General features: G+C 55.2%; 16 protein-coding genes. 9 read left to right on the forward strand and 7 right to left on the reverse strand.

What is annotated here, in order from left to right; all coding sequences use genetic code 11:
* Positions 1–216: 216 nt before the first annotated feature.
* From ACMGF5_RS12200 to ACMGF5_RS12210, 3 genes are all read left to right on the forward strand, one after another.
* Positions 217–1,698, forward strand: a complete 1,482-nt coding sequence (locus ACMGF5_RS12200) for a hypothetical protein (RefSeq protein ID WP_414157813.1) — start codon at positions 217–219, stop codon at positions 1,696–1,698.
* A 61-nt stretch (positions 1,699–1,759) separates the two neighbouring features.
* Positions 1,760–5,161, forward strand: coding sequence for a TM0106 family RecB-like putative nuclease (locus tag ACMGF5_RS12205; protein ID WP_414157814.1), 3,402 nt, complete (start codon positions 1,760–1,762; stop codon positions 5,159–5,161).
* 37 nt (positions 5,162–5,198) lie between these two features.
* Positions 5,199–5,858: an ankyrin repeat domain-containing protein gene (locus ACMGF5_RS12210; RefSeq protein ID WP_414157815.1), complete on the forward strand. Its 660-nt coding sequence runs from the start codon at positions 5,199–5,201 to the stop codon at positions 5,856–5,858.
* Between the two features lie 61 nt (positions 5,859–5,919).
* On the opposite strand, the gene ACMGF5_RS12215 is transcribed toward ACMGF5_RS12210, so the two are convergent.
* Positions 5,920–6,795 (reverse strand): WYL domain-containing protein, encoded by an 876-nt coding sequence (locus ACMGF5_RS12215; protein ID WP_045487618.1) that lies wholly within the window; start codon positions 6,793–6,795, stop codon positions 5,920–5,922.
* Positions 6,796–6,914: 119 nt separating this feature from the next.
* Between ACMGF5_RS12215 and ACMGF5_RS12220 the strand changes: the two genes are divergently transcribed.
* The 3 genes from ACMGF5_RS12220 (at position 6,915) to ACMGF5_RS12230 (ending at position 10,747) form a co-directional block, all read left to right on the forward strand.
* The gene (locus tag ACMGF5_RS12220) at positions 6,915–7,175 is read left to right on the forward strand and encodes a hypothetical protein (RefSeq protein WP_144968035.1); all 261 of its coding nucleotides are present in this window, start codon (positions 6,915–6,917) and stop codon (positions 7,173–7,175) included.
* 8 nt (positions 7,176–7,183) lie between these two features.
* A complete protein-coding gene (locus tag ACMGF5_RS12225) occupies positions 7,184–8,236 on the forward strand; it encodes an ADP-ribosylglycohydrolase family protein (RefSeq protein ID WP_404602042.1) in 1,053 nt (350 codons plus the stop codon).
* 552 nt (positions 8,237–8,788) lie between these two features.
* The gene (locus ACMGF5_RS12230; RefSeq protein ID WP_404602043.1) at positions 8,789–10,747 is read left to right on the forward strand and encodes a DUF262 domain-containing protein; all 1,959 of its coding nucleotides are present in this window, start codon (positions 8,789–8,791) and stop codon (positions 10,745–10,747) included.
* 111 nt (positions 10,748–10,858) lie between these two features.
* Here the strand turns inward: ACMGF5_RS12230 and ACMGF5_RS12235 are convergent, their stop codons facing one another.
* From ACMGF5_RS12235 to ACMGF5_RS12255, 5 genes are read right to left on the reverse strand one after another with little or no spacing between them, the layout of a single operon-like run.
* Entirely contained in the window at positions 10,859–11,566 is a 708-nt protein-coding gene (locus ACMGF5_RS12235) for a hypothetical protein (protein ID WP_404602045.1), read from the reverse strand.
* 14 nt (positions 11,567–11,580) lie between these two features.
* A complete protein-coding gene (locus ACMGF5_RS12240; RefSeq protein ID WP_404602046.1) occupies positions 11,581–12,657 on the reverse strand; it encodes a patatin-like phospholipase family protein in 1,077 nt (358 codons plus the stop codon).
* Positions 12,650–13,561 (reverse strand): diguanylate cyclase regulator RdcB family protein, encoded by a 912-nt coding sequence (locus ACMGF5_RS12245; RefSeq protein ID WP_404602048.1) that lies wholly within the window; start codon positions 13,559–13,561, stop codon positions 12,650–12,652. Before ACMGF5_RS12245 ends, ACMGF5_RS12240 begins: the two co-directional genes overlap by 8 nt.
* Positions 13,558–16,047, reverse strand: a complete 2,490-nt coding sequence (locus ACMGF5_RS12250; RefSeq protein WP_404602049.1) for a dynamin family protein — start codon at positions 16,045–16,047, stop codon at positions 13,558–13,560. Before ACMGF5_RS12250 ends, ACMGF5_RS12245 begins: the two co-directional genes overlap by 4 nt.
* A gap of 43 nt (positions 16,048–16,090) precedes the next feature.
* Positions 16,091–16,234: a hypothetical protein gene (locus tag ACMGF5_RS12255; protein ID WP_414157816.1), complete on the reverse strand. Its 144-nt coding sequence runs from the start codon at positions 16,232–16,234 to the stop codon at positions 16,091–16,093.
* A gap of 544 nt (positions 16,235–16,778) precedes the next feature.
* Between ACMGF5_RS12255 and ACMGF5_RS12260 the strand changes: the two genes are divergently transcribed.
* Positions 16,779–17,729, forward strand: a complete 951-nt coding sequence (locus tag ACMGF5_RS12260; protein WP_404602054.1) for a 5'-nucleotidase — start codon at positions 16,779–16,781, stop codon at positions 17,727–17,729.
* A gap of 20 nt (positions 17,730–17,749) precedes the next feature.
* Here the strand turns inward: ACMGF5_RS12260 and ACMGF5_RS12265 are convergent, their stop codons facing one another.
* Positions 17,750–17,926, reverse strand: coding sequence for a hypothetical protein (locus ACMGF5_RS12265; RefSeq protein ID WP_404602055.1), 177 nt, complete (start codon positions 17,924–17,926; stop codon positions 17,750–17,752).
* 515 nt (positions 17,927–18,441) lie between these two features.
* On the opposite strand from ACMGF5_RS12265, the gene ACMGF5_RS12270 reads away from it, so the two are divergent.
* The gene (locus ACMGF5_RS12270) at positions 18,442–21,321 is read left to right on the forward strand and encodes a DNA methyltransferase (RefSeq protein ID WP_414157817.1); all 2,880 of its coding nucleotides are present in this window, start codon (positions 18,442–18,444) and stop codon (positions 21,319–21,321) included.
* Between the two features lie 317 nt (positions 21,322–21,638).
* Positions 21,639–24,650, forward strand: coding sequence for an RNA-directed DNA polymerase (locus ACMGF5_RS12275; protein WP_404602058.1), 3,012 nt, complete (start codon positions 21,639–21,641; stop codon positions 24,648–24,650).
* The last annotated feature ends 7 nt before the right edge of the window (positions 24,651–24,657 follow it).

Below are 24,657 nucleotides of genomic sequence, written 5' to 3' on the forward strand. Positions count from 1 at the left end.
GTGCTAATCCTTGAGGTCGTGAGCGGTCCGTAAAGTGGTTGCGTGTGTCTGAAAAATTTACAGGCTCATGCGCTGCTGGCCGCTGGTGTTGAAGCCTGGCTGATCCGAACGCTTTAACCTGCTCCATTTGTTTACCTGTATGAACAGCCAACGTGGACGTCGCCAGCCATTTTGCTTAGGGTATGGCCATTAGACATTACCCGCAAGGCGGCCTGCATGAAGCGTGAAGAGTTCCTGGTACAACCCGAAGTGGAGTCGTTCATTGCGTGGCTTGCAGCCAACTTGCCGGCGCTCACGTTCAAACTGCGCTTCAAGGCCAGCAAGTTCGTACCGGGCGGTTTGACGGTTGATGTGCAGGGGATCGAGCAGATAGTTGAGCACTACCGCTGGAAGGCAAGCTGGTATGACGCCAATCGGAGCGTGGTCGAGTCCATGACTTGGGCCCAGACCCAGCGCTCGCTGGGGCAGTTGCGTGAGTGGTTGTCCGCTGCGGTCAACGCCGGTGACGAGCAGCAAGCGCTGCAGGCGTGCTTGCAGATTCTTCGGTGGGGTGGTGTGACGGGCGCCATTCCGTTCTTGCATCGGCTGGCGGCACAGGGTGAGTTGTCGAGTTACCTGCAGAAGATGGCGGGGCTTATGTCGCTCGACGGTGACAATGACCTGGATGAACTCAACGAGAGCAGTGTCGAGCGCTTTGATTCTGGCCTGACCAAGATCCACGCCTTGCTCGATTTGTCTGGTTCGCCCATCTATGACAGCCGTGTAGGCGCTGCGATTGCCATGTTGTACTCGCTGTTTCGCCAGCAATGGGCAGGACGTGGAAAACCTTTGCTGCGGTTCCCGTCCGGCGGCGCGCGGGGCGACCAGGCCCGCAATCCTGGGGCGTTCTTGAACAATCTGGCCGCGCCGCAATTTTCGTCCATTGAGTATGCCGAGTGGGCACGTTGGCAAGTACGGTTGGGCTGGATTATCCGCGCATTGCTCGAGCGCACTGGCTGGTTTGCTGATCAAGGGGCAATGCCTGCGCGTTGTCACGCGTTCGAGGCAAGCCTGTTCATGCTTGGTTATGACCTTCGCTGTTTTGGCCTGCCGCTTGCACCTGAGCCCAAGGTTGATGCAGAAGAGGGCGAGGTATCGCCTCGGAAGCTTGGCAAGACCGGCTGGGTACCCACGGGGCATCCCTTTGCCCAAGTGCTCAATCATTATCTGGCCTTCCGTCGCAACGGTGAGCCCGACAACAAGGCATCCTTCGTTGATTGGCTGGTGGCTGAGCCGCGAAACGATGACGCAATCTCACGGGCTACCGCGCAGGGCTACTGCTTCCCGTTCTCCATCGAGGAGTTCGATTTGTTCGGCCGCCCACTTGCCGAACTAGAACACATTGTTGCGGGCGGCGAGGACGGGCTGCGGGCAGCGTTGGGGACCGAAACGCTGGAGCCGTTCACTGTGGGGGATGAGCGCGTCCGTGTCTGCCTGACAGATGTACTGATCACGGGCAACGCCTACGCAAGCGCACAGACCGAGAAGGATCGAATCGACTACATTTTGAGTGCCGGGTACGCCGGAACCGAAAATTCTGCAAGGACACTCATGGCCGTAGGGCGCAGCGTGGGCAAGCACTTTGGCCTGCTCGATCTGCATTACTTGCCGACGGCCCTGTTCAAGCAGTTCTACCAAGGTTGCTCGCTCGATGCTTGAACGACGCAGTCAATAGCGCGGTGCCATGTGCCTTCGGGCGTTCACGAGATGGAATACAATCATGCAAACTCGAAACGGGATTCAGCTGTATTCCGCCTCGGATATCTGCGGCTTTCTGGAATGTCAGCATCTGACAGCGCTGGACCTGCAGCATCTTGTCGTTCCTATGGAGAAAGCGCCGGCAAGCGAGCAGAACCGTTTGATCCAGGACAAGGGGCTCGCCCATGAGTCGGCGTTTCTCGAACGGCTGAAAAGCGGTTATGCCCATGTCGTCGACATTGCCGAAGGCAACCCGAGTTTCGCACGGCGGGTGGAGCTGACCATCGAGGCCATGAAGGCTGGCGTCGACATCATCTTCCAGGCTTCGTTGCAGGAAGGTGCCTTTATCGGGCACGCCGATTTCCTGCGTAAAGTGCCGCGCGTGTCGGCGTTGGGTAATCATAGCTATGAAGTCATCGACACCAAACTGGCCAAGACTGCAAAAGCCAAGTTTCTGGTGCAGGTTGCACTTTATTCGCGAATGCTGATTGCGATTCAGGGCGTACAGCCGCAGTTCATGTACATCGTGCTGGGTGATGCCGCGCGGACGGAACAGGCATTTCGGGTAGCTGATTACGCCGACTATCTGGAGCACGTGCTGCAGCGTTTCAACGCGTTCGTGAACAGTGACGGGCAGCAAGCGACGTACCCCGAGCCATGCGGGCATTGTGGCTTTTGCGGGTGGCGCGAGCGCTGCAGTGAACAACGCCTGCAAGATGATCATCTTTCGGCAGTCGCTGGTATCAGCCGTTCGCAAATCAAGAAACTGCAGGCGGGTGGGGTGAGCACATTGCAGCAGTTGGCGGGTAGTGGCGATGACTTGCGCATCCCCAGGTTGCCCGTAGAGTCACTGAACAAGTTGCGCCATCAGGCACGTTTGCAGTTTCAGGGGCGCTCCAGCGATACCCCGCTGTTCGAGCTGCTGCCGGCCACGGGACAACGGCGTGGCTTCGGCCGAATGCCCGCTGCGGTCGAGGGCGATCTGTTCTTCGACATGGAGGGCAATCCGCTGGAGGAGGGCGGCTTGGAGTACCTCTTCGGCCTGTATATCGACGAAGGCGGTCAACAATTCTTCAAACCTTTCTGGGCGCACAGCCGGGACGAGGAAAAGCTCGCGTTCGAGCAGTTCATCGATTGGGTCATCGCGCACCTCAAGCGCTACCCCAACGCACATGTTTACCACTATGCCAGCTATGAAGAGACGGCCATCAAGCGCCTGATGAGCCAGCATGGCACGCGCGAGGCGCAAGTGGACTGGCTGCTGCGCAACGGCAAGCTGGTTGACCTTTACAAGGTGGTGCGCGAAGCGATCCGAGTGTCCGAGCCCAGCTACTCGATCAAGAACATCGAGCACTTCTACATGGCCAAGCGCGACGGCGATGTTACAAATGCCGGTGCGAGCATCGTGTTTTATGAACGTTGGAAAGAGACTGGCGAGCGGGCCTTGCTCGAGCAGATCGAGCGCTACAACGAAGACGACGTGCTATCCACCTATCTGCTGCGCAATTGGCTTTTGAGCATCAAGCCGCAGGATGCAGGCTCCGTTCTTGTGCCGGAAGCTGAAGGCGAGAAAGCGGTAGCGGAGCAGCAGGAGATCGAGGTTCGACTGGAAGTTTATCGCGATAGATTGCTCGCTGGCTTGTCTGCCGACGACAGCGCCTTGAGCGAAACAGACCAGGTCAGGTTGCTCACCTTCCAACTGCTCGACTTTCACCGCAGGGCAGAGAAGCCTGTGTGGTGGCAGCTGTTCAGCCGTCAGGACATGACTACTGAGGAGCTACTGGAAGATATTGAAAGCCTTGCCGGTTTGCGGCGCACGACAACACCGCCCGAACCGATCAAGCAGTCGTTGCTGTTTGAATACAGTTTCGATCCCCAGGAAAGCAAGATGCGCTCGGGCTCTCAAGGCGTCATCACAGAGTCCCTGGCCACTGCGCAACTGGTCAGCCTGGACAATGACGCGTGTCTGGCGATTTTCAAAGCGACCGTGAAGAATGCGCCGCCGGTTGCCTTCGACATGATTCCTGGAAGGCCAATCCCGTCGACTTTGCTGCGCGAGGCACTATTTCGCTATGCAGACAGCGTCTTGGCGGCTGAGCCGCGCTTCCAGGCAGTGGCGGACTTCCTCCATCGTCGCGCGCCAAGGGTGAAAGGTGTTGAGCCGGGCGCACCGCTGCTAGATCCACGCCTGGCAACGACCGATGCCATCACGCAAGTGGTACGCAACCTCGAGAACAGTGTGCTGTTCATCCAAGGGCCGCCGGGTGCCGGGAAGACCTATACTGGCTCGCACGTGATTGTCGACTTGCTCAAGGCGGGCAAGCGCATCGGTGTGACCTCCAATTCGCACCATGCCATCAACAACCTGCTGGCTGCTGTCGAGGTGCGTGCACAAGTAGAGGGTGTTGCTTTCACGGGGCTGAAAAAATCATCGGAAGGAGAGGGCACGGAATTCAATGGCCGCTGCATCCGTTCCATCGAGAACAAGAAGGAGTTCCTCGACGCTTGGGGGCCGGGTATCAACCTGACCGCCGGCACGGCTTGGCTGTTTGCCGATGCGACCTTCACTGAACAGTTGGATTACCTGTTCATTGATGAGGCCGGCCAAGTGAGTGTGGCGAACCTGGTCACCATGGGCATGGTGGCACGCAACATCGTCCTGATGGGCGACCAGATGCAACTGTCGCAACCTGTACAAGGCGTGCATCCGGGCCGCTCCGGTGACTCCATCCTTGACTACCTGCTGGACGGTACGCCCACCATTCCTGTTGACCGAGGGGTGTTCCTGGCACAAACCTGGCGGATGCACCCGAACGTTTGTTCTTTCATTTCCCATGCGGTGTACGAAGGTCAACTTTCATCGGCGCCAGGTACCGAGCGGCAGGTGTTGCGACTCGACGGGGAGCGCCCGGAAGTACCAGACAGCGGGCTGATGTTCTGCCCTGTCGAACATGACGGCAACGGCCAGAGTTCAGAGGAAGAGGCCGCGTACATCAAAGCGCTCTACGCGTATTTTTTGCGCCAGCGCTATGTGGATAACCGCGGCGAGGAACACGCCGTTACCCTTGAAAACATCTTGGTCGTGGCGCCATACAACTTGCAGGTGCAACTGCTGAAGCAGGTTCTGCCTGCCGGTGCGCGGGTCGGTACCGTGGACAAGTTTCAGGGGCAGGAGGCCGAAATTGTCATCGTCTCGATGGCCACGTCGAATGAAGACTACCTGCCCAGGGACATTGGCTTCCTGTACTCGAAAAACCGTTTGAATGTGGCGGTAAGCCGGGCCAAGTCGCTGGCTTGCATCGTTGCCAGCCCGGGGCTGACAGCCATTCGCTGCCAGACGCCGCAAGACATGAATCTGGTCAACGGCTTGTGTATGGCGACCCGCTATGGAGGGGAGGAAAAGCAGTCGTCCCGGTGTGAATAGCGGCCTTGGTGTTTCTATCTATTCGGGAAAACGTGTCATGACTTATCCGCCCGCTTTGCTTGCCGTGATGGAAAAGACTCTCAAGACGACGCGCTTCGGCATCGACGACCTGTTGGCGCTAGAAATAGGAGTCTGGCATGCCGCCGTGCTTTTCGACGACACCGAGCACTTGCGGCTATTTGCTCCTGCAGCGATGAACGAGCGCGACCGCGCCGAAAACACGCCACTGGACATCGCCTACCGGCTCAACCGCTCGATATGGATCGACAGGTTGGAGGCGTTCGGGGCCGAGGGAGACAAGGCGCTTCTGGACTGGAAAGGCCTCGGCAGCTTTCTGACCCCTGTCAAGCATGATCGTTTGCCCAGCAAACGCGGCATCATCAAGGCGCTCGCCAATCGATACCGGCAGGGCCGCAGTCTGAATGACCGTGATGCGGCAGGTAATACTCCACTCCATTGGCTGGCCGCGCACGGCCACAGCAAGGCTGCGAACTACTTCGCCAACCACTACCGGACCTTCTGCCTGGACCTGAGCGCGAGGAACAACGAGGGCCACACCGCCCGAGACGTTGCCAGGCTGGCGGGCCATCACGACATAGCGGCGCAGCTGTTAATCCGGGAAATCGACAACTACCTGGGCGCGGCATATATCTGGCAGCAGATGTGTGCAGACCGCAGCAGTTACAGCCGTAGCTGAACCTCTGTGAGCGGAACATCGACCAAGGGCATTGAGCCCCTCGTCTGAGAGACTCGCGATTTCAATCATGCAACAACCACGGCTTCAGCTCTTTGAGGTTGCTCACGACAATCTGCTGGGCCTCGGGGCTCATGGCCAGGCTGCGCCGGTCAATCTGATAGCGCTGCAGCACATACTTCACCAGCGCCCTGCGGCTGGGCACAATTAACTGCCCCTGGGTCATACCGAAGTCCGTTTCGATGATTGCCTTCTGCGCCTCGTTCAAGCGTCCATCGGGCTCGATGATCACCGGAATCTCGGTGTTCCAGTCTTCATCCAGCTCGCGCGTGTTCGGTGAGGCGTCGAGCAAATCCGGCTGCCCGCGCAAGCGGCTCAGCACGAAGTCGCGGTATTGGCCATTCTTTTCGCAGTAAGCCCGCACATGCCAGCGCATGCCGGTGTAGACCAGCGTGTGAGGGGCGATCAGGCGAACCTCGACGTTGGGGGTGTTGAACGACACGTACTCGGTTTCCAGGCGCAGGCCCTCACGGCAGGCCTTGAGCAAAGGGCGCAGGACCTCCGGGCGGATGGGTCGATCCGGCACCTCCAGCACCTTGGTGTGCGCATAGGCCAGTGCGAGGCCGTCGATGTGCGGGGCCCGCTCATTGTTCTGGTAGAGCAGATGAAGATAGGCGCTGGCGCTGTCGTCGATGAACAGCGGCTTGAACTGCTTGCTCGGTACATACCCCTTGAGCTGCTTGTCATATGTCAAGTTTTTGGGCGCATGCTCGGTGATGTAGGTGTTGATGTCCTTGGACGCCTGCTGACGGCTGATGCCGAAGCTCTGCATCAGGTGCCCCGTGGTCAGCCGGCCTTCCCACCAGGCAACGGTCTCGATCAAACGATAGCGAAGTGCCAGGTCCCAGCGTACCTGCTCAATGGATTGCTTGCGTTTCATACCCTCTCCATGTGCGCGATTACTTTACCTGTATAAGTCTACATTCTAGACGTGTAGCTTTGCATTACATATCTTCGATTTGTCTTCGGAATACATCTGGGGCATCAAAGGATATGAGCATGACTATGCCGGAAGTGGTTGCGACAGGGGCCTTGGTGGCGATGGGGATCATCCTGCTGGTGCTGATTCAGCAGGCTTTGAAGCTCGGTGAGCTTGGGAAAAAGGTTGAGCACTGCCAGAGGGATTTGCGCTGGCTGCAGATTTGGGAAATGGAAAACCGCGAGCTGCGCTCGGCGTTGCGCGCAGAGCGAGAACATGTTGCGCAGCTCCAGCGCAAGCTGGTGATTTTGCAGGACCTGGCTTCTGGTGAAGGGTGTTAAGGGGCGATATGAACAGAATTGAACGGATCAGCGGCTGCCTACTGGGGGGGGCCGTCGGAGATGCGCTGGGCTCTCCCGTGGAGTTGCTTGAGTGGCCTGTGATCGAGGCCAGGTTCGGGCCGCAGGGCACCAGTGATTTTGCCCCGGCATTTGGCATCACCGGTGCGATCAGCGACGCTACCCAGATGATGCTATTTACCGCAGAAGGCTTGCTGCGGGCTTATGTGCTAGGGAGTTCGCGGCAGGCATGTCATGTGCCCTGCATTATTCATCATGCGCTGCAGCGTTGGCTGACGACCCAGGATTACCCTTCGCTGATACCGGTCGCCACCGATGGCTGGCTTATTAGGCAAATGGAGCTCTGGTCGCGTCGTGCGCCAGACATAACCTGTATGAGTGCGCTCAAGGTCAGCGGACGATTGGGTATGGTTGCCGAAAACAACAGCAAGGGCTGCGGTGCCTTGGTTCGTGTTGCACCCTGTGCATTCTTTGCCAATGCATTTGACTATGCATCGCAGTCCGGGCGGCTGACGCACGGGCACCCGACAGGTTACTTGGCGGCTGGGTTGTTCGCTGACATTCTTCAGCGTGTTGTCGATAGGCAAGGCAGCCTGGAACACGCCGTGACTCAAAGTTTGGCCAGCTATGGGCAAGTGCCTGGTATGGAGGAAACGCGCAGCCTCATCGAGCGCGTGCTGTTCTTCTTTTACGAGGGGTACACACCTACGCCGCAGCGCATTGACGATTTTGCTGGTGGTTGGGGTGCTGAGCAGGTGCTGGCGATTGGGCTGTGGTGTGCGCTGACAGCCCGGTCCCTTGAAGAAGGGGTGATTGCGGCGGTGAATCACAGTGGTGACAGCAGCAGTACAGGGCTGGTCGTCGGAAACTTGATGGGGGCGCAGTATGGTGCTGGCGCTATTCCTGGCCGTTGGCTTGAGCGCCTGGAGCTGCGGCAGGTGATTGCGCAGGTGGCTGAAGATATTGAGCGTGTTCCGCGGGAGTATTGCGGGGTTGGGGGTGAGTTTGATCAGCAGATTGAAAACGCCTATCCCGGTAGTTGAGCGTATTGCTGGTAATTAGTTTGGGCAGGGACGGAGGAGCATTGAACATGCCGATCAAACCCAGGCCCTTCACTTTTCAATGTGAAGGTTGTGGTTGGACGAAAACAGTGGCCCCGCGTAGTGATGCGTTGGTGCTGGGGGAGTGGATTGATCAGTGTCCTAAGTGTGGGGGCAAGGCGCTGAAGATGCGTGCTGCGGGGTGGTTTGAGGGGGCGATGGCGGAGTTATTGGCGCGGCGGAGATTTTGAGCTGAAGGTGATTGTATCGCGCGTCTGACTTAATAAAGAACAGGCCAGGGTTTGCGCCCTGGTCTGTAATAACCTGCTGATAAGCCGGGGAGCACGCTCTGTAATGTTCACCTCTTGTCTGGTAGCGACGCAGGCTCGGAATTCGGCTTTGAGGGTTACAGCCAACAATGGCCTGAGCCTTGTGCTTAGTGGCGCATTTCAGGAGTTCTGGCAAAGTGCTAATATTCGCTGAAATTCGAGTGTGCGCGACTCATCAGCTGGAAGACTGCACATGCCCCCGCCATTCACGGAGCGAAACTCTGCAATGACCACCCAAGGATTTGGCGCTCAGCTGCTGACGCTGCCGGGTATTTTTACGGACCGGTTTTTCACCATTCCAGATTATCAGCGCGGCTATGCCTGGGACAAAAAGCAGGTCGATGAACTGCTGAAGGACATTGATCATCTGATGCTGGATGGCGCCGCATTGCGTCACTACACGGGCACGCTTGTTCTCAGTCGACCGACACATGCAATGGGCGACGCTTTTAGCGTCGTGGATGGTCAGCAGCGGTTAACCACACTTGTCATTTTCTTATCCCAGCTTAATGATTTTCTACCGGTTGAAGATCGCGCTGCATTTTCGGCGTTGTACCTACGCCGTGGCGAATTGGGCAACGAGCGTGCGGTTCTGCGGTTGAATTCCGACACTCGATCATTCTTCGAACGTGTGGTAATGGGGGACGGCAGCGTTGACAACAGCCCGGTTAAACTGGTGGCACATCAGCGTTTGCTAATCGCCAAGGATACGATTAGAAAATGGTTGGAAGATAAAAGCGCTCAAGGTACTGAGTCGCAACGCATACGGTCAGTTCTTGAGCGTCGGCTTGGGTTTCTGGTGTTTGCGCCTGAGGAAGATGCCGAAACAGGGATCATGTTTGAGGTCATCAATAACAGGGGCAAATCGCTTAGTGAACTGGAGAAGGTTAAAAACTATCTGATCTACTGCTGCGTCAAGCTTTCTGCAGCTTCGCTGCGGGATAGCATTGATGAGGATTGGTCGGAGATACTGAGGGCCTTGAATATCGCCGGCAAAACATCAGCCGGCGAGGAAAGTGCTTTCCTTCGTTACTGTCTGGTCGTGCATTTCAAGCTGAACAAGACAGATAGCCAAAACGGCTACGAAGAACTCAAGAAGCGCGTTAATCTCGACAGTTGCCTGGCTGGTGATTCGCAGCGCAATCCGATCATCAGAAAAATAGCAGAATTTGTCCAGTTCATGAAAACTGCCGCGCTCTGGTATCAGCGTCTGTACGGGCGTGACCACACTGATCTGGAGCCTGAGACCGTTGTACTCCTTGATCAAATTCGAGCGCAGGCACGTCACGCCTCTATCATGCCGCTGTTTCTGGCCATGGTGATCAAACTGAAAGGTTCGGGTGAGCGCCTGCACAAATTGCTTCGGTTGCTTGAGATCCTCAATTTCAGGGTCTACATGGCGCGTAATATGACGTCGCGCAACGACACCGGGCAGGGCGACCTTTTCTGGTATGCTGCACAGTTTTACCACAGCAAGCTGCTGGCCTCTATTGCACCTGACGAGCTAAGGGTTGGGCGCACTCGGTTGGAAACCGACGAGGATGCTCTGGAGTACCGGCTCGTTGGCTTTACCTATTGGCTAGCGGCGGATCACCGCTTCGAAAAATCATTCTTGCTTGATCCGGAAAGCCCTGATGATTTTTACAAATGGAGCGGCTTGCGATACTTTCTCATGAATTATGAAGCGAAGCTGCAGCCGCGAAAAACGATCCAGATTGACAAGATCTTGCTCGGGGTTTCTGAGGGCAAGACCTCCGACTATTACTCTGTAGAGCACCTCTGGGCTACTGAAAATAGAAACCGAGAAGGAGGGAATGTCCGTAAGCAAGATAAGTATCAGCGACGTCGGCTCGGTAACTTTGTCTTGTTGGAGCTGCGCCTCAACATCCAGGGGGCCAATGATGATCTGGAAGAAAAATTGCCGCGTTACTGCGAAGGGCTGGGCGATGAGCCGCCTACCGAACTGCATCAAGTCCGGAAAATGGCTACTGATACGCGGTCGCTGATCGATGATTTCGAGGGAAGAAAGCGCACGATCAATTTTTACCATGACCTTCACAAGGAGCTGAATGATCGACAAGAGCAGCGCTTTATCAAGTTTGCGCAAGCGCGTTGGTCGTTGAAGCAATTTATCGGATACACGCAAATTCAGCGGGAAGCCTCTCATGAGGGTGAAGAAGCCTAGACTTCATCCTCCAGACGAAGTCATTGTTCTCAATCCCGTGCCAGTTTCCAGCACAAATATCCGCGCCAATGCGCGGATCTTTGTTTTACGCGCTATCTGAGACTCATGGCCTCAGGCGTCGAGCCTTAGCCGCAGGTATGCAATCAGGACAACGCATGGTACGGTGACCCGGTAAGCGGCCGAAGTCAGATTGTAGGTTCCCCAAACTCCTGACAAGGCGAGCCCGATTGGGCCTAGCATTGTGCTGACAGCGCGTGTGGAGGCAAATCCGACGCCTGCTGCAGCACCTCCGGCAATTCCGAAGGAACTGGCCGCCATCGCGTTGGACAGCAATTGTGCCATGCTCAGAGTATCGTCACCGCGATCATTGGCAGCATTTTCCGACGCAAATTTGCGCAGTAGTTCAGCCCTCTGTTCCCGTGGGACACCCTCCAACGTGAGCCCCCATAGTTTTTTCAATACCTTGACTTCGATGTCGGCGACTGAATCTCCGTCATCACGCGAGCCCTTCAGATGCTCCAAGACATCGAACAGTATCTCGCTGTACTGCACGCCTCCACTGCGGAAGAGGTTGACGATACTGTTACCGCCAAAAAGTTGGAGTTCACGAATCATCGTGCGAATGACTGTTTCTGGATAGGCGCGTGCAGATTTGGCTTTAACCAAGGTGGCGCACACATCATTGGATAACGACAAACGACCCTTACCACTATCAGTTAGGTAGTCGACGAACACTTCCAATTCATCAGGGTCGGCTCGTCGAAGCAAAGTCAACAAGTCATTATCATTTTTGATATCTATTGGCTTTCCCGCGCTCATTGTAAAGCCACCCATTACTTCAACTGAGCCATCACATCGGCCAGTGCCCGGTCTGCACTCGCATTACCTTTTTCACTCTGCGCCAGACGCGCCTCGGACTGTCGCAACTCATGGCGGGCTTTTCCGGCACTCATCACTCGGCCTACACAATGCAGAGTGTCGCGGTAGCCCTGCTCGATCCAGGACGGAATCTTGTCGCTATCGAAGCCCAACAAATCGCGGCTACCACCCAGTGGTCCCGAAGCGCGAGACAGGCTTTCCTTAGGGCGAATTTCCAAGATGGTGGCGTCTGGGAAGTCCTGGCGGCTCCATGGGGAGCCATCACTCAAGTGGGTGACAATCACCAGATTGCAGCCGGCCTGCAGTAGCGGCGTGATAGGTGTGTTGCCTTGCATGGATTGCCAGCCACCTTGGCCACCATCCGAGTAGAGTGTTCCATTGGTCTGGCGTGGAGCGAAGAGCATAGGGATGGCCGCCGAGGCGAGCAGAATCTCTTTTTGCATCTGAGGTGCCAGCGTCTGCAGATGCAAGAATTCGGAGTCAGGCGTATCTGCAAAGCCAAATTCAGCCTGGAAAGCTGCGAGCAGGTCATACAACCCGCCGAAGCTCTTGTAAACGGAGATATACAGCGGCAAGCCGGTGGCCAGATCATCAGTGACCAGATACTGGTCCATCAATGCTTGCAGCGGTTTGTCACACAAGACGCCAGTGTCGAAAATGTCGAAGCCTTTCGGTAGCGAATAGCCGAAACGTTGAGCTGCTCGGTTTGCCAAGCGAGCCACGATATCGACGGTACCGGCGCCGTGGAATTTCATCCCGGCCGAGATCAGCAAGCTGAGATAACCCGGAATGTTCATCTCTAGCGGGGAGCGCTGAGCCAACGTGCCCCACAACTCTTCCAAGCGCTGAATGCCTGTTTCAAAACTAGGAGACGAGGCCAAAATGGCGCCGTTAAGTGCGCCAATGCTCGCTCCCGACACAGCATCCACATGAGTACCCAATTCGCGCAGCGCCTTGAGGACTCCTACTTGGTACGCGCCCTTGGCCCCGCCGCCCGAGAGTACCAGGCCTACCTTCATATGCTCAGACATGAGCCACCTCCAGGAACAGTTCGCTGATCATCGCTTCGCTCATGCGCTCAGGTGAGTTAAGTCGTGGAAGATGCAGCGGCAACTCATCAGGCACCTGCGATACTGCGAATACGAAAGGCGACTTCTGTGGCTCATGGTCGTCTCCCAGATAAGCCAACGATTCGCTGGCCTCTGGCAAGACGTCCCGCCCCATGGGTTTTTCAAGCCAGCGTTCACGGGTCGCGATACGCTCTTTGCGCGTCACCTTGCTGTCGCTGGCCAAGTGGGTGATGACACGATTGGACAAGTTCTCCAGCAACTGCTGACGATCATTCCCGGTAGCCTGCCGACAATAGTCACCAAAAGCGCCCCAGCGCAGTTCTTCCAGAGCTGCATAACAACGACCCGACAGCGAGAAGCTGTTGAATCGTCCAGCGCTCCACTTGTTGAACACCATGTCCAGATGCAGCTGTACCCGCTGCACGAAATCAATGCGAGCAACCTGTTGGTCCAGGTTGTCACAGCGCTCGGTCAAGCGGTCAGCCAGGTTTTCCAGCTGACGGCGAGTGTCAATGGAATAGGTCGCAATGCGTGCAACGTCCAGCTTCAAGTGGTTAACCCGATCGTTGACACCTGCAATTGCAAGATTGCTGCTGGCCAACGACTCGCTGAGATCCTTCAGCCAGTTCAGGGCACCTTCCACACCGTCGGTCAAACTGGCATTGATTTCGGCTTGGTGACGGGCACCTTGACCGGTGAAACCATCAAACAAACGAGCAGCAAAGCCGGTGCGCCCCTTAAGATAAGCCTGCCGCTCGCGCGCAACGTCAATGCCGTTGGCAAAGTCCACGACAAACTTTTCGGGGAGGCACGTCAGAATCTGACAAATTTCGGATTGCTGCGTGATTGGTTGCTGTTCGCTCATGCCGAAACGCCTTCTGAAAGGATGTCGAATGCTTCAGTGTCTTTTTTCAAGTCGCGGCTGTCGGCAAGAATGGCCGGTACATTGCGCTTGAGGCCAGCGAGACGTTGGCTCAACGCTAGCTGCTCAGCTTGGCTGATCTCCTGGTCTCGAATGCCCTGCAGCAAGTCGCCACGAATCTGTTCAACGGTATCGATGAAGGCGGTGAAGAACTTGTCCACGGCATCGTTCAGCGGGACTTCAATGGATTTGGCAATCGTTTCGTTCAGGCCATCGAAGACCTTGGCAATTGCAGTCGAAACTGATTTTTTAACTTGCCGAATGTCGACCTGGTAAAACTTCTCGGTAGTGCTGTAAGACTCCCAGCCCCAGTCGTTGCTGTCGAACCATTTGCAAACGGTGCCCCAGACGCCTGTCTCGCGACGGTAACGGGTGACCTGCTTGCTCTTCTGGCTGACCATGCCAGCCAACGCATCGCTGGCGTTAAGCTCGATTCGCAGCGATCTTGCGCTTGGGATTTTCAACTCAATTGAGAATCCGTCAGAAGATAGTCGATGGTTCAGGTCATCAACGATTTTCTGTGCATTACTGGTTACTTTGTTTTTGAAGTTCTGCTCAAAGGCTTCAAGTATTCCACTCATTACATGCAGCATCATTTTCTCAGCGCTATTGATCTTTTTCATGATCGCGGCATCGATCTTGGTAATGAGCACTTTCGCAGACTTCTCGTCATCGAACTTGATCACTGGATCGTTGGGGTCGAAATCCTGAGCTGCATCAGCTTTGGCTTTGAGGCTCCCGAAGAGGTTGAACTCCTGGACTGTATCGCCTTTGGCTTTTGGGCTTCCCCAAAGCGAGGCAATTATCCCGCCCAGTGCTGCACCTACCGCCGAGGCTGGTACAATACCCGCATCCCGCTGCTTCACCGGCTTGCTGGCCGCTTGCTCAAGCTCGATGGCCTTACCTTCCTTGAAGTAGGTATCAATCGCTCGTTCGGTCTCGGTCTTGATCCGCTTGAAGACGTCCTGGGTACGCGTCTGAATGTCTGCCAGCGTTTCTTTCGCTTCCTTCTCGGTGTGCGAGCGAATGTTTTCGATCTTGTCGATGTCCCCCTTCAATGAGGAAATCTGTTCGCGCAGTACCTTGGCACTTTTCGCCAGCGCGGTCTCACGCACCCCGAGGAATTTTTCGACCGATTCTGCTGTATGGATTAGCTTCGATGCGGCAGAGTCAACCGCGAAAGTCGCAGCTCGTGCATGTGCGGTCTGAATGACGTCGGTCAGCGGGCGCGTGAAAAGCGAGTCCTTCCATAGCGCGTTGGCCGCCTTCAAGACTTCATCCATATCGTCGATGCTGTTCTGCCAGCGACGACCGAATGCTTCTTCGGCAAAATCGACGACCCAGGGCTGCTTATCTGGATCGGGTAGTTTCTTGTGCAGAAACACTTCGTGCTTAGCTCGGTTGGCCAGGTATCCCCAGCGGGACGACACGGGGTGAACGTCCGCGTGCTTGACCATGCCTTGCATCAGATCGTCTGCAACGACGCTCTTGATCTTTTCCTCACTATCGCCGTTTCGGTCTTTCTGGTCGAACTTGTTGACCAAGGCGAACAGGCGCCCGCTCGCGACACTGGCGATCTCCGCCAGCTCGGTACGAACCTGTGCATCAGCGTCCGATTTGAGCTGAGTAAAATCGAGAACGGCCAGTACCGCCGAGGCTTTCTTCAACTGCTCGCTCAGCATCTTACGCAGATGTTGTTGTCCCGACTCGTTAGGTCCGGGAGTGTCCAGCAACGTGAGGCGACCCCCTGCCTGGCCGGTCTCTCCCAAGTGAGCGAACTCAACCTCGATCACTGGCATCTCATGAACTTCGTCATAATCCGCAAATGGGAATTCGACATTCAGCGCAGCACTCAAGCGAACCAGGTCGTTGAGACTCTTGAGGAACTGGAAGATCGAGTCAGCGCCGTCATGCCGCTTGGCAAATCGCTCCCGTTGACTGATAAGCGCTAGCAACTCGCGCATGTCGTCATCCACCGCAAGCTTGCGCAACTGCTCTGAGGCTTGAGGGCTTTCGAGGGCATCCGCCAGCTCAAGGATCAAGGCGTTGATTGGAGCGCTGTTCTCAAGTTTGAGAACCGGCTCGATCTGGCCTGGCGTATGACGAATCAGCGTAGGCAGAGCTGTCATCGGTCGGTTACGGTTGGGCAGCACTTCGGTACCGACGATCGCGTTGATAGTGGTCGATTTACCTGCCTTCATGGTGCCGACTACTGCCAGCACCATTTCCAGATCGTTGAGTTTGGAAAGCTCGCCGCGCAACACTTCGATGTCTTTGGAAATGGACGCGATGGTGAACGTCTGTTGTTCACCTGCATGGGCTTGCGTGACAACCCCCGGTTGGCTCTGCATCTGCTCCAGAAGGTCGATTTCAACCTGCAGCAGTCGCTGGGCTTCGTCACGCAGTAGCTCAATGTTTTTTTCGTGCATGATGCTTCCTTGAAATTTACCCAGGGGCGGGGCGCGCAAAGTTCTAGCGCAACTCAGTACCATCGCCCGGGTTGCGAAATTCTTTAGCGTTGAGAAAGTGGAACAGAGCCAGCGCATCAACCTGAGGCGGTTGTGCGGGGTAGCCGAAGGTTGGGCTCAGGTTCAAATCCATTTTGAGAGAATCCATCCGATCACCGCCGGGCTGCGCAGCGGAGTTTCTGGTTGCGTTCAGGGAACACAAGTTGAGGTCAAGATGACATCAGATGCTAATTGATGTGCTGGCTGTTGGCCACACTCCATAAGGCTATTTCGTTGGTCGTCTGTGCCTTCAGAAGCCGCGCTTTCTTGAAATCGCTTCAACGACCAGACGTTCTAAGAAGCTTGGCTGCCGGAGTGCAAGATGCTCGTTGCCACAGCGTGGGCACCGTTCGAACCAGTCTCCTGGCCCCAGTGCATCACTGGGGGGCGCCAAGGTCTTTGTCCAACCGCATTGCTTGTATTCGAATGTGAAAGGTCTCGGTCTGATTGGCATTTTCTTGCTTCTCGATCACGAATGGCGGTAATAACAGTGAAATGATATGTAAATTTTGATTACATGTCTATGATGTAAGCTTATACAGGTAAACAGAACGCACGCATCCTTGGCGCTCTGCATGCCCGATTTCCTGAGCCTCTTTGGAGTTGTCTGGCGAACTGCTAGTATTTTCCGCAAGTCTGAAAGGGAATGACCCATGGCGTTTGATCTGAGCAATACCTTGGTGGTTGGCATATCCGCTACTGCACTGTTCGATATGAGTGAGTCAGATCAGATGTTCAAGGAGGCGCTGGAGAGCGACCCGGAAAGGGTGATCGATAACTATCGTCGGTACATGCAGAAACACGAGGATGAGCCGCTAGCGCCGGGTACCGGTTACCACCTGGTCAAGGCACTGCTCGATCTCAATCGCCATACGAAAAGTGATGATCGGTCGCCGCTGGTCGAAGTGGTGGTGATGTCGCGCAACAGCCCGGATACCGGCATCCGGGTGCTCAAAACCATCCGCCGTGACCAGTTGGCGATAACACGATCTGCCTTTACCGGAGGGGAGTCTGTTGCCGATTACATGGATGCGTTCGATGTCGACCTTTTCTTGACCACCAATGTGGAGGACGCGCAAAAGGTCATCGACTCCCGGCAGTGTGCGGCGGCAATCCTCAAGGCGCCGCCAGTCAATGCCCCGAAAATCCCCGAAGGCCAGGTGCGTATCGCTTTCGACGGTGATGCAGTGCTGTTCTCCGACGCCAGTGAGTTGGTTTACAAAACTCAGGGTCTGGATGCCTTCCAGGCTCAGGAAGATGCGCTGCAACATACTCCGATGGAAGAGGGGCCCTACGCTAGCCTTCTGATCAAGCTCGCAAAGTTACAGGAGCGACTGCCAACCGGCGGCAAGGATTCACCGATCAGAATCGCCATCGTCACCGCACGAAACTCTCCGTCCGAGATGCGCGTGATCAACACGCTGCGCGCCTGGGGTGTTTACGTTGACGAAGCGTTCTTTCTCGGTGGCGTCGGAAAGCCCAAAGTGCTTCGGGCGTTTAATCCGCACATTTTCTTCGATGATCAAGATGTGCATCTAGAGGCAGCAGCTAATTGGGTACCGTCTGGAAAGGTGCCGTATCTGACCAAGTCGGATGCGGCATGAGTAGGAATTCCTAGATTTACTCAGAGCTGCGCGGCCTGGCGACCGCGCCTGACCTTGGGCGCGGTGGCGCGTTGAGCCTTGATGTGCTCAAGCAGCACACTGGCCGGTTCGTCTTTCGGGTCTTGCGGCACCAATTCACCGCGGAAAGCTTTAGCCAGAATGCTCTGGGCCAAGTGGTCGATGCGGCTTTTAGCCAAGACAACTTTCGCTTCCACTTGCTCGGCAAAGGCAAAGAGTTGTTTACGTGCTCCGTGGATACCACCTGGAATGCAGCTTTGCTTGTTTACAGGGTGTATCAGAGTAAAGGCAGTAGGGTGACGCTGGCCTGCCTCTGGGAGAGTCTTGTCTGGAATCAGCTTTACCAGCTCGAAAAGATGGATGCGGACTGTGAAGCTTATGGTCGTCGTTGGTGGCCATACCCACAGCTCAAAATCTGCGAATCAGGGGTAACCCATCGTATGCCTAGCCTTGAGCTAGCTGTCTATCCTGGACTGCCCGCGGACAGTCAAAAATTAGCTTTGAAGATGATGTGCATCTATATAGGTTTTTATACTTGGTCCTCCTGCGATTGCTGGGTGGCTCTGCAGGGCTGATGGCCAAAAGCTATCCTGCGTCTTGGAAAATTCCCACAAGTGAGTAAGCTATTGCCTCTCGTGCCGAGTAGGCGCTTCATCTCTCCCCCGCAGGACGCATTTCTCCTATGACCTCCCAAATGCAAACCCCTCTTGAGCAGTTTGTGCAGTGGTGTGCCGACCACATCAGAGGTGACGAAAAAGGCGAAGCCCAGATTTTCTTGGATCAGCTTTTTAGAGGATTTGGCCATGCTGGCTTTAAGGAAGCCGGCGCAACCTGTGAAATGCGGGTGAAGAAGGCTGGAAAGGGTACGAGCTTTGCGGATTTGGTCTGGAAGCCAGTCGTATTGGTGGAGATGAAAAAGCGAGGGGAAGATCTTTCCAAACATTATTCTCAAGCCTTCACATACTGGACACGTTTGGTTCCTAATCGTCCTCAGTACGTGGTGTTGTGCAACTTCGACGAATTTTGGATCTACGATTTCAACAGCCAGATGGATAGTCCTGTTGATAAAGTACTCCTCAGCGAGCTTCCTAAGCGTTTCGGTCCGTTGGCTTTCCTGTTCGCGCAGCCCTCTGAACCTGTTTTCGGTAACCATCAGGAAAGCGTAACCCGACAGGCTGCCGACCAACTCGTGATGCTGTTCCGCTCCCTGAGCAAACGAGGCGTTGATCGTAAGCTGGCCCAGCGCTTTACGCTGCAGGCTCTGATGGCACTGTTCGCCGAAGACATCGGCCTTCTTGAAAAGTACTTTTTCACTCGGTTGCTGGATGATTGCACAACGCCAGGCCTAGCTTATGACCTGATCGGTCAGCTATTCGTGGAAATGAACACCCCCGGCAAGACTCCTGGGGGGCGCTTCAAAGGTGTACCTTATTTCAATGGAGGCTTGTTCGCAGACCCAGCTCGAATTGAGCTCTCCGTGGACGAAATCGAATTGCTCAAAGGTGCTGCCAAATTCGATTGGTCGATGGTTCGTCCAGAAATCTTCGGTGCTATTTTTGAGCACAGCATGGACTCTGATGAGCGCCGTGCGTACGGCGCTCATTATACCAGTCCGGTTGATATCATGAAGGTGGTGGGGCCGACCATAGTAGAGCCCTGGCGGCAGCGTATTGAGAGTGCAAAGACTCTTACTGAGTTGGAGCAGCTGCTAATGCGTATAGAAAACTTCCGCGTACTCGATCCGGCGTGCGGGTCAGGGAACTTTCTCTATGTTGCTTACCGTGAACTCAAACGCTTGGAAGCTCGTATCTACGAACGTATGAGTGAGTGGAAAAGCATCGATCCTTCCCAGAGACCGATGGGGTTTGTTTCAACACGAAACTTCTTTGGTATAGACATCAACTCGTTCGCTGTTGAGTTGGCAAAAGTGACAATGATGCTTGCCCATAAACTCGCCATTGATGAGCTGCATGTTCAGGAACAGGCATTGCCTCTAGGCAACTTAGACGCTAACTTTGAAATTGGCGATGCCCTGATGCGTGACGATGGCAGCCGCACTCCTTGGCCTGAAGCTGACGTGATCATTGGGAACCCCCCTTTCTCGGGAGCGAAGCTGCTGAAGCCTCAGCTGGGTGCTGATTATGTCAAACGCCTACGAAAGGCTTACCCTGAAGTACCTGGCATGGCCGACTTGTGTGTTTATTGGTTCCGCCGTGCTGAGGGCCACCTGCCTGAATGTACCGCGACGGATTGGTTCGCTGGCAGGGGGGGCTTGGTTGGGACGCAGAATATTCGCAATAACGCGAGCCGCATCGGGGGATTGGATGCGATCTGTAGTAGCGGAACTGTAGTGGAAGCTGTAGATAATCAACCTTGGTCTGGCGAGGCTAACGTACACGTTTCGATCGCCAACTGGGTGAAAACCCAGGATGCTGCTCTCCTACCGAAAAGCCGCCGCCTGTGGCACAAAATCGAGCAGGTAACAAAGGGTCGCAAGGCTCGAGGCACAGGCCAAGCCAGTAAGGACTACGAGCTGGACATTCGTGATGCGGCGCATATCAATGCATCATTGTCTGACAAAGTAGACGTAGGCAGTGCCGTTGTCCTGCGCTGTAACATAACGCCGCAAGTTACCTTCCAAGGTATTACCCCTGGTCATGCGGGCTTTGTTCTTACTGCGGATCAGTCTAAATCTTACCCGGCTAAAGAGCAGGTTTTGATTTCACCTTATCTGGTGGGAGACGAAGTTCTAAGCGGTGCTACCGAGCGACGCTATTTGCTCGATTTTGGGCAGCGCAGCGTATTGGAGGCGCAGGGTTTCCCCAATGCGTTCGCGCATGTGCGACAAAATGTACTCCCTGCTCGGGAAAAAGCGGCAGAGGAAGGAAAGGATGCGGATGGCAACATGCGCCCGCACCACCGTCGTTTCCTGGAGCGCTGGTGGCAGCTTTCCTGGGGTCGTTCAGATATGTTAGGGGAGTTGGCTAAGGTGCCGCGCTACCTAGCTTGCTCACGAGTTACTAAACGCCCAATTTTCACATTCGTCGATTCAGCAATACGGCCCGGTGATGCGCTCCAAGTTTTCGTGTTAGCTGATGACTATAGTTTTGGTATTCTTCAATCTTCTGCGCACTATCAGTGGTTCCATGCCAAGTGCTCCAACATGAAATCGGATCCGCGCTATACTTCGGAGTCGGTATTTGACACATTCCCTTGGCCTCAAGATATAGGGAAGGCTCAGGTCGATGCTGTGGCTGAAGCGGGGCGTCAGCTCCGCAAAATCCGAAATGAAGCACTAGAGCACTGCGAAGGGGGCTTGCGCGCACTCTATCGCACTCTTGACTTGCCGGGAAAAAATCCACTAGAAGATGCTCATCTAGCACTTGATGCAGCGGTGCTCAAGGCCTATGGCTTCAGTGCTAAACAGGATTTGCTGGAGGAGCTGTTAAAGCTTAATCAGCAGGTCGCTTCTCAGATTTCAGCTGGTAAGGAAGCCAATGCCCCAGGCATCCCGGCCATTTATCCTACTCCGGGGGATCTTCTGTCTGACGATGCTTTTGGTGGGCTTATCTGAAGTTATCGCTGGCCGAGGTACCAAAAGCGTGATACCGCCGCCATCAGTTTTGGTGGAGGCGGTATCTACTGCGAACAAGTCACTTGGTAGCGATACGTGTAATAAAGAATTCCTAGTGTCCTGACTCAGATAAAACGTTCTCTTTGTTCTCGCGTGCCATAGCCTCTCGGGCCCTCTGGATCCCTTACTTTTAAACTGGGCACTGTCAGTAACCGATGACACGTAGTGGCCGAGTTAGAGCGCCTGCAATGCGTTCGCCCACGGCTGCTTATTTTCGGTAATATCCGGGATATCTCAGGATTGCTGAAGGCTAAGAAATGGACGTCGCCCCAATATCGGTATCGCTGCACGATCTTGGCCTTGCCTACCGCAAGGCCAAGGTTGATCTCTACTACTCAACCAACCCCTCGCTGTTCGACATCGCCAACTATGAGGACGACCTGAGTCAAAACCTCACTCGCCTGAAAGATCGGATAGAAGCCACAAGCGAGGACTGGGTGAAAGACCCGGTATTTCTCGGCACGTGGACACTGGCACCCAAAGAAATCCAGATGCTCAAGGGAAAGCAGGATCAGAGTCTGATCTTCGCTTCACCGGACGCCGAGTGGTTAAGCGCGACGGAGGCCAGTAAGCCACCCGCCGCCGTATTCCGCCTTATGGCCCGCTGCAGCATCGACTTTCACGTGCTGTCATCGCTCTGGATGATGGAAGTCGGCGGCCTCTTCGACAAGCAGCTCAGCAGTAACGTCTTTGGCAGCCGCCTGCGCCGTAACCGGCATGACGAGATCAACACGTGGGCACTTGGCTCCTTCAAGCCTTACCTCAGGCCCTTTCGCGAGTGGCGTGATGGTGGCATCAAGGCGATGCGCTCCGCCCTGAGCGAGAAGAAAAAAGTACTGGCCCTGACAGCCGATGTAAGCAGTTTCTATCACGAGCTAAGCCCGGGCTTTATGCTCGACGACACTTTCCTCAAGTTAGCCAAGATTGAACTGAGCGAATCGCAGTCAAAACTAAACCGCCTGTTCATCTCCGCTTTGTTGGCCTGGGCGCAAGACACACCCCTGAAAAAAGGTTTACCCGTCGGTTTGCCTGCGTCTGCCGTAGTCGCAAACGCAGCGCTGCTGAAACTCGACCAGTTCATCGAGCAACAAGTGGTACCGCTTTATTACGGTCGTTATGTGGACGACATTTTGCTGGTCATGGAAAACGCCAGCGACATCAAAACTACCGAGCAGTTTTGGGAGTGGATCTTCAGTCGCGACGGCGGTAAGGGTCTGCTCAAAAAAGACAAAGGCAGCATCCTGTTCAAGCCTGACTATCTCAAAAAAGACCGCATCGCTTTTGAAAACAGCAAAAACAAGCTGTTCATCCTTGCGGGTTCTGCAGGTACCGCTCTGGTCAACGCCATTTCCGAACAGATCAACCAGCGTGCCAGCGAATGGCGCGCGTTACCCGACCTGCCGAATTCGCCAACCACCGTGGCAACGGATCTGCTCAAAGCTACCAACCTTGCCGGTGAGCAAGCAGACAATCTGCGCAAAACAGATGCACTGACGCTACACCGTGCTGGCTTTGCTCTAAGCCTTCGCAACTACGAAGCCTTCGAGCGCGATATCCCTCCAGAGGATTGGCAAGCGCACCGCCATGCTTTTTTCGCCGCCGTCATCGAGCATCTGCTGACCCCGGTCAAGTTTTTCGAACTGGCTCAATACCTGCCCCGCATCATCCGCATGGCTACCGCCTGTGAAGATTATGAGTACCTAAACAAGATCATCAATGCGCTGGGCGGCCTGATAAACAAAGTCGAAAACGACTGCACCCTGACGATCAAAAGCCTGGATGCTGCCAAGGTGCCGGCTGAAGCGCGGCAATTATGGAAAGAATCCATCTGGGAAGTTACAGCGCAGAGCATCGTTTCAGCGTTCCCTTCCCGCCTCAGCAAGTCGGGAGCTATTGCCTGGAAGAACCAGATGACAATCCATGTGGAGAGCCTTGCCAGCATCCTGTGGGGTAGCTTTCTAGACAGTCCAATGAACATAACCAGCCAGCACATACAGAAGCTCCACGCTCGTATGTTCAGCTTTGACCTGGCCCATATCCCTTTGCGCTTTGCAGGCCTTCCTCAGGAAATGGTCAGCCAGCGTGGCATACCACTCCGTAAAAACCTCACGACTACTGATTTAGAGAAACTGCTGCCTGATGAGATGAGCGACGGCATCGCCACGCTGGCGAATTGGCTCAGGTTTAAACGCGGTACCCCGCCTGGACTTACGTTTGCCACTCGACCGTTCAGCCTCAATGAGCTCTACCTCATAGCGCCCACCCCTTTTGCCGCCACTAGCCGCCAAACGCTGGGGCTGGTGGTGCAGGCACTACGAGGCTTCGAACTCACCGAGCACAAGATGCCGCACCTCGACAAAAAGCAGGTGTTGCATATCCCCGACGGAGAACCTAAAGCCAAACAAACCATTGCTGTAGCCAGTTTGGAAACCAAAGATGAAAGCTTTACCGCCGCCATCATGGGGTTGCCCGACCCGGACGGCCTGCACCGTTACCAACGCATCAATCGCCTGATCAACGAACTGATCTCTCGGCCTGACGGCGCTGGTTATTTGATCCTCCCGGAAGTAGCTCTACCACCCCAATGGTTTATGCGTATTGCCGATAAGCTCAAGGGCCGTGGCATATCGTTGATCACCGGAGTGGAGTACCTCCATGCATCGAAAAAGCATGTGCGCCACCAGGTTTGGGCTTCGCTGACCCATGACGGTCTTGGCTTCCCTTCGCTGATGCTGTATCGCCAGGATAAACAACGACCCGCATTCCATGAGGAGCAAGAGCTCTTTCGCCTGGCCGCCCTAGAGCTGAAGCCAGCTCAAGAACAGCAGTGGCAAAAGCCCCCGGTCATCCAGCATGGTGACTTCCGCTTTGCCATCATGATCTGCAGCGAGCTGACCAATATCCGTTACCGCGCTGACCTGCGCGGCCAGATCGATGCGCTGTTTGTTCCAGAGTGGAACAGCGACACCGACACATTCAATGCGCTGGTGGAGTCTGCCGCTCTGGATATTCATGCCTACATCATCCAGTGCAACAACCGCCGATTCGGTGATAGCCGTATCCGCGCACCCTACAAGGACCGCTGGAAACGCGACATATTGCGCGTCAAGGGTGGCAACCATGACTACTGCATTACAGGTGAAATCGACGTATTGAGCCTGCGCCAGTTCCAGTCTAGCCACCGCTCGCCGGCATCAGGTTTCAAGCCTGTACCAGATGGTTTTAACGAGGATATGGCAGCGGATCGGAAAGTATTACCCAAGGCATAAATCAGAA

The sequence above is a fragment of the Pseudomonas sp. BNK-15 genome (assembly GCF_047456105.1).
GTDB lineage: Bacteria > Pseudomonadota > Gammaproteobacteria > Pseudomonadales > Pseudomonadaceae > Aquipseudomonas > Aquipseudomonas putida_E.

Bases quoted from the DNA above. Each gene is read 5' to 3' on its own strand.
- ACMGF5_RS12255 (WP_414157816.1), bottom strand. From the start codon at position 16,234: ATGGATTCTCTCAAAATGGATTTGAACCTGAGCCCAACCTTCGGCTAC.
- ACMGF5_RS12240 (WP_404602046.1), bottom strand. From the start codon at position 12,657: ATGTCTGAGCATATGAAGGTAGGCCTGGTACTCTCGGGCGGCGGGGCC.
- ACMGF5_RS12235 (WP_404602045.1), bottom strand. From the start codon at position 11,566: ATGAGCGCGGGAAAGCCAATAGATATCAAAAATGATAATGACTTGTTG.
- ACMGF5_RS12270 (WP_414157817.1), top strand. From the start codon at position 18,442: ATGCAAACCCCTCTTGAGCAGTTTGTGCAGTGGTGTGCCGACCACATC.
- ACMGF5_RS12215 (WP_045487618.1), bottom strand. From the start codon at position 6,795: ATGAAACGCAAGCAATCCATTGAGCAGGTACGCTGGGACCTGGCACTT.
- ACMGF5_RS12210 (WP_414157815.1), top strand. From the start codon at position 5,199: ATGACTTATCCGCCCGCTTTGCTTGCCGTGATGGAAAAGACTCTCAAG.
- ACMGF5_RS12225 (WP_404602042.1), top strand. From the start codon at position 7,184: ATGAACAGAATTGAACGGATCAGCGGCTGCCTACTGGGGGGGGCCGTC.
- ACMGF5_RS12200 (WP_414157813.1), top strand. From the start codon at position 217: ATGAAGCGTGAAGAGTTCCTGGTACAACCCGAAGTGGAGTCGTTCATT.
- ACMGF5_RS12275 (WP_404602058.1), top strand. From the start codon at position 21,639: ATGGACGTCGCCCCAATATCGGTATCGCTGCACGATCTTGGCCTTGCC.
- ACMGF5_RS12230 (WP_404602043.1), top strand. From the start codon at position 8,789: ATGACCACCCAAGGATTTGGCGCTCAGCTGCTGACGCTGCCGGGTATT.
- ACMGF5_RS12220 (WP_144968035.1), top strand. From the start codon at position 6,915: ATGACTATGCCGGAAGTGGTTGCGACAGGGGCCTTGGTGGCGATGGGG.
- ACMGF5_RS12245 (WP_404602048.1), bottom strand. From the start codon at position 13,561: ATGAGCGAACAGCAACCAATCACGCAGCAATCCGAAATTTGTCAGATT.
- ACMGF5_RS12260 (WP_404602054.1), top strand. From the start codon at position 16,779: ATGGCGTTTGATCTGAGCAATACCTTGGTGGTTGGCATATCCGCTACT.
- ACMGF5_RS12250 (WP_404602049.1), bottom strand. From the start codon at position 16,047: ATGCACGAAAAAAACATTGAGCTACTGCGTGACGAAGCCCAGCGACTG.
- ACMGF5_RS12205 (WP_414157814.1), top strand. From the start codon at position 1,760: ATGCAAACTCGAAACGGGATTCAGCTGTATTCCGCCTCGGATATCTGC.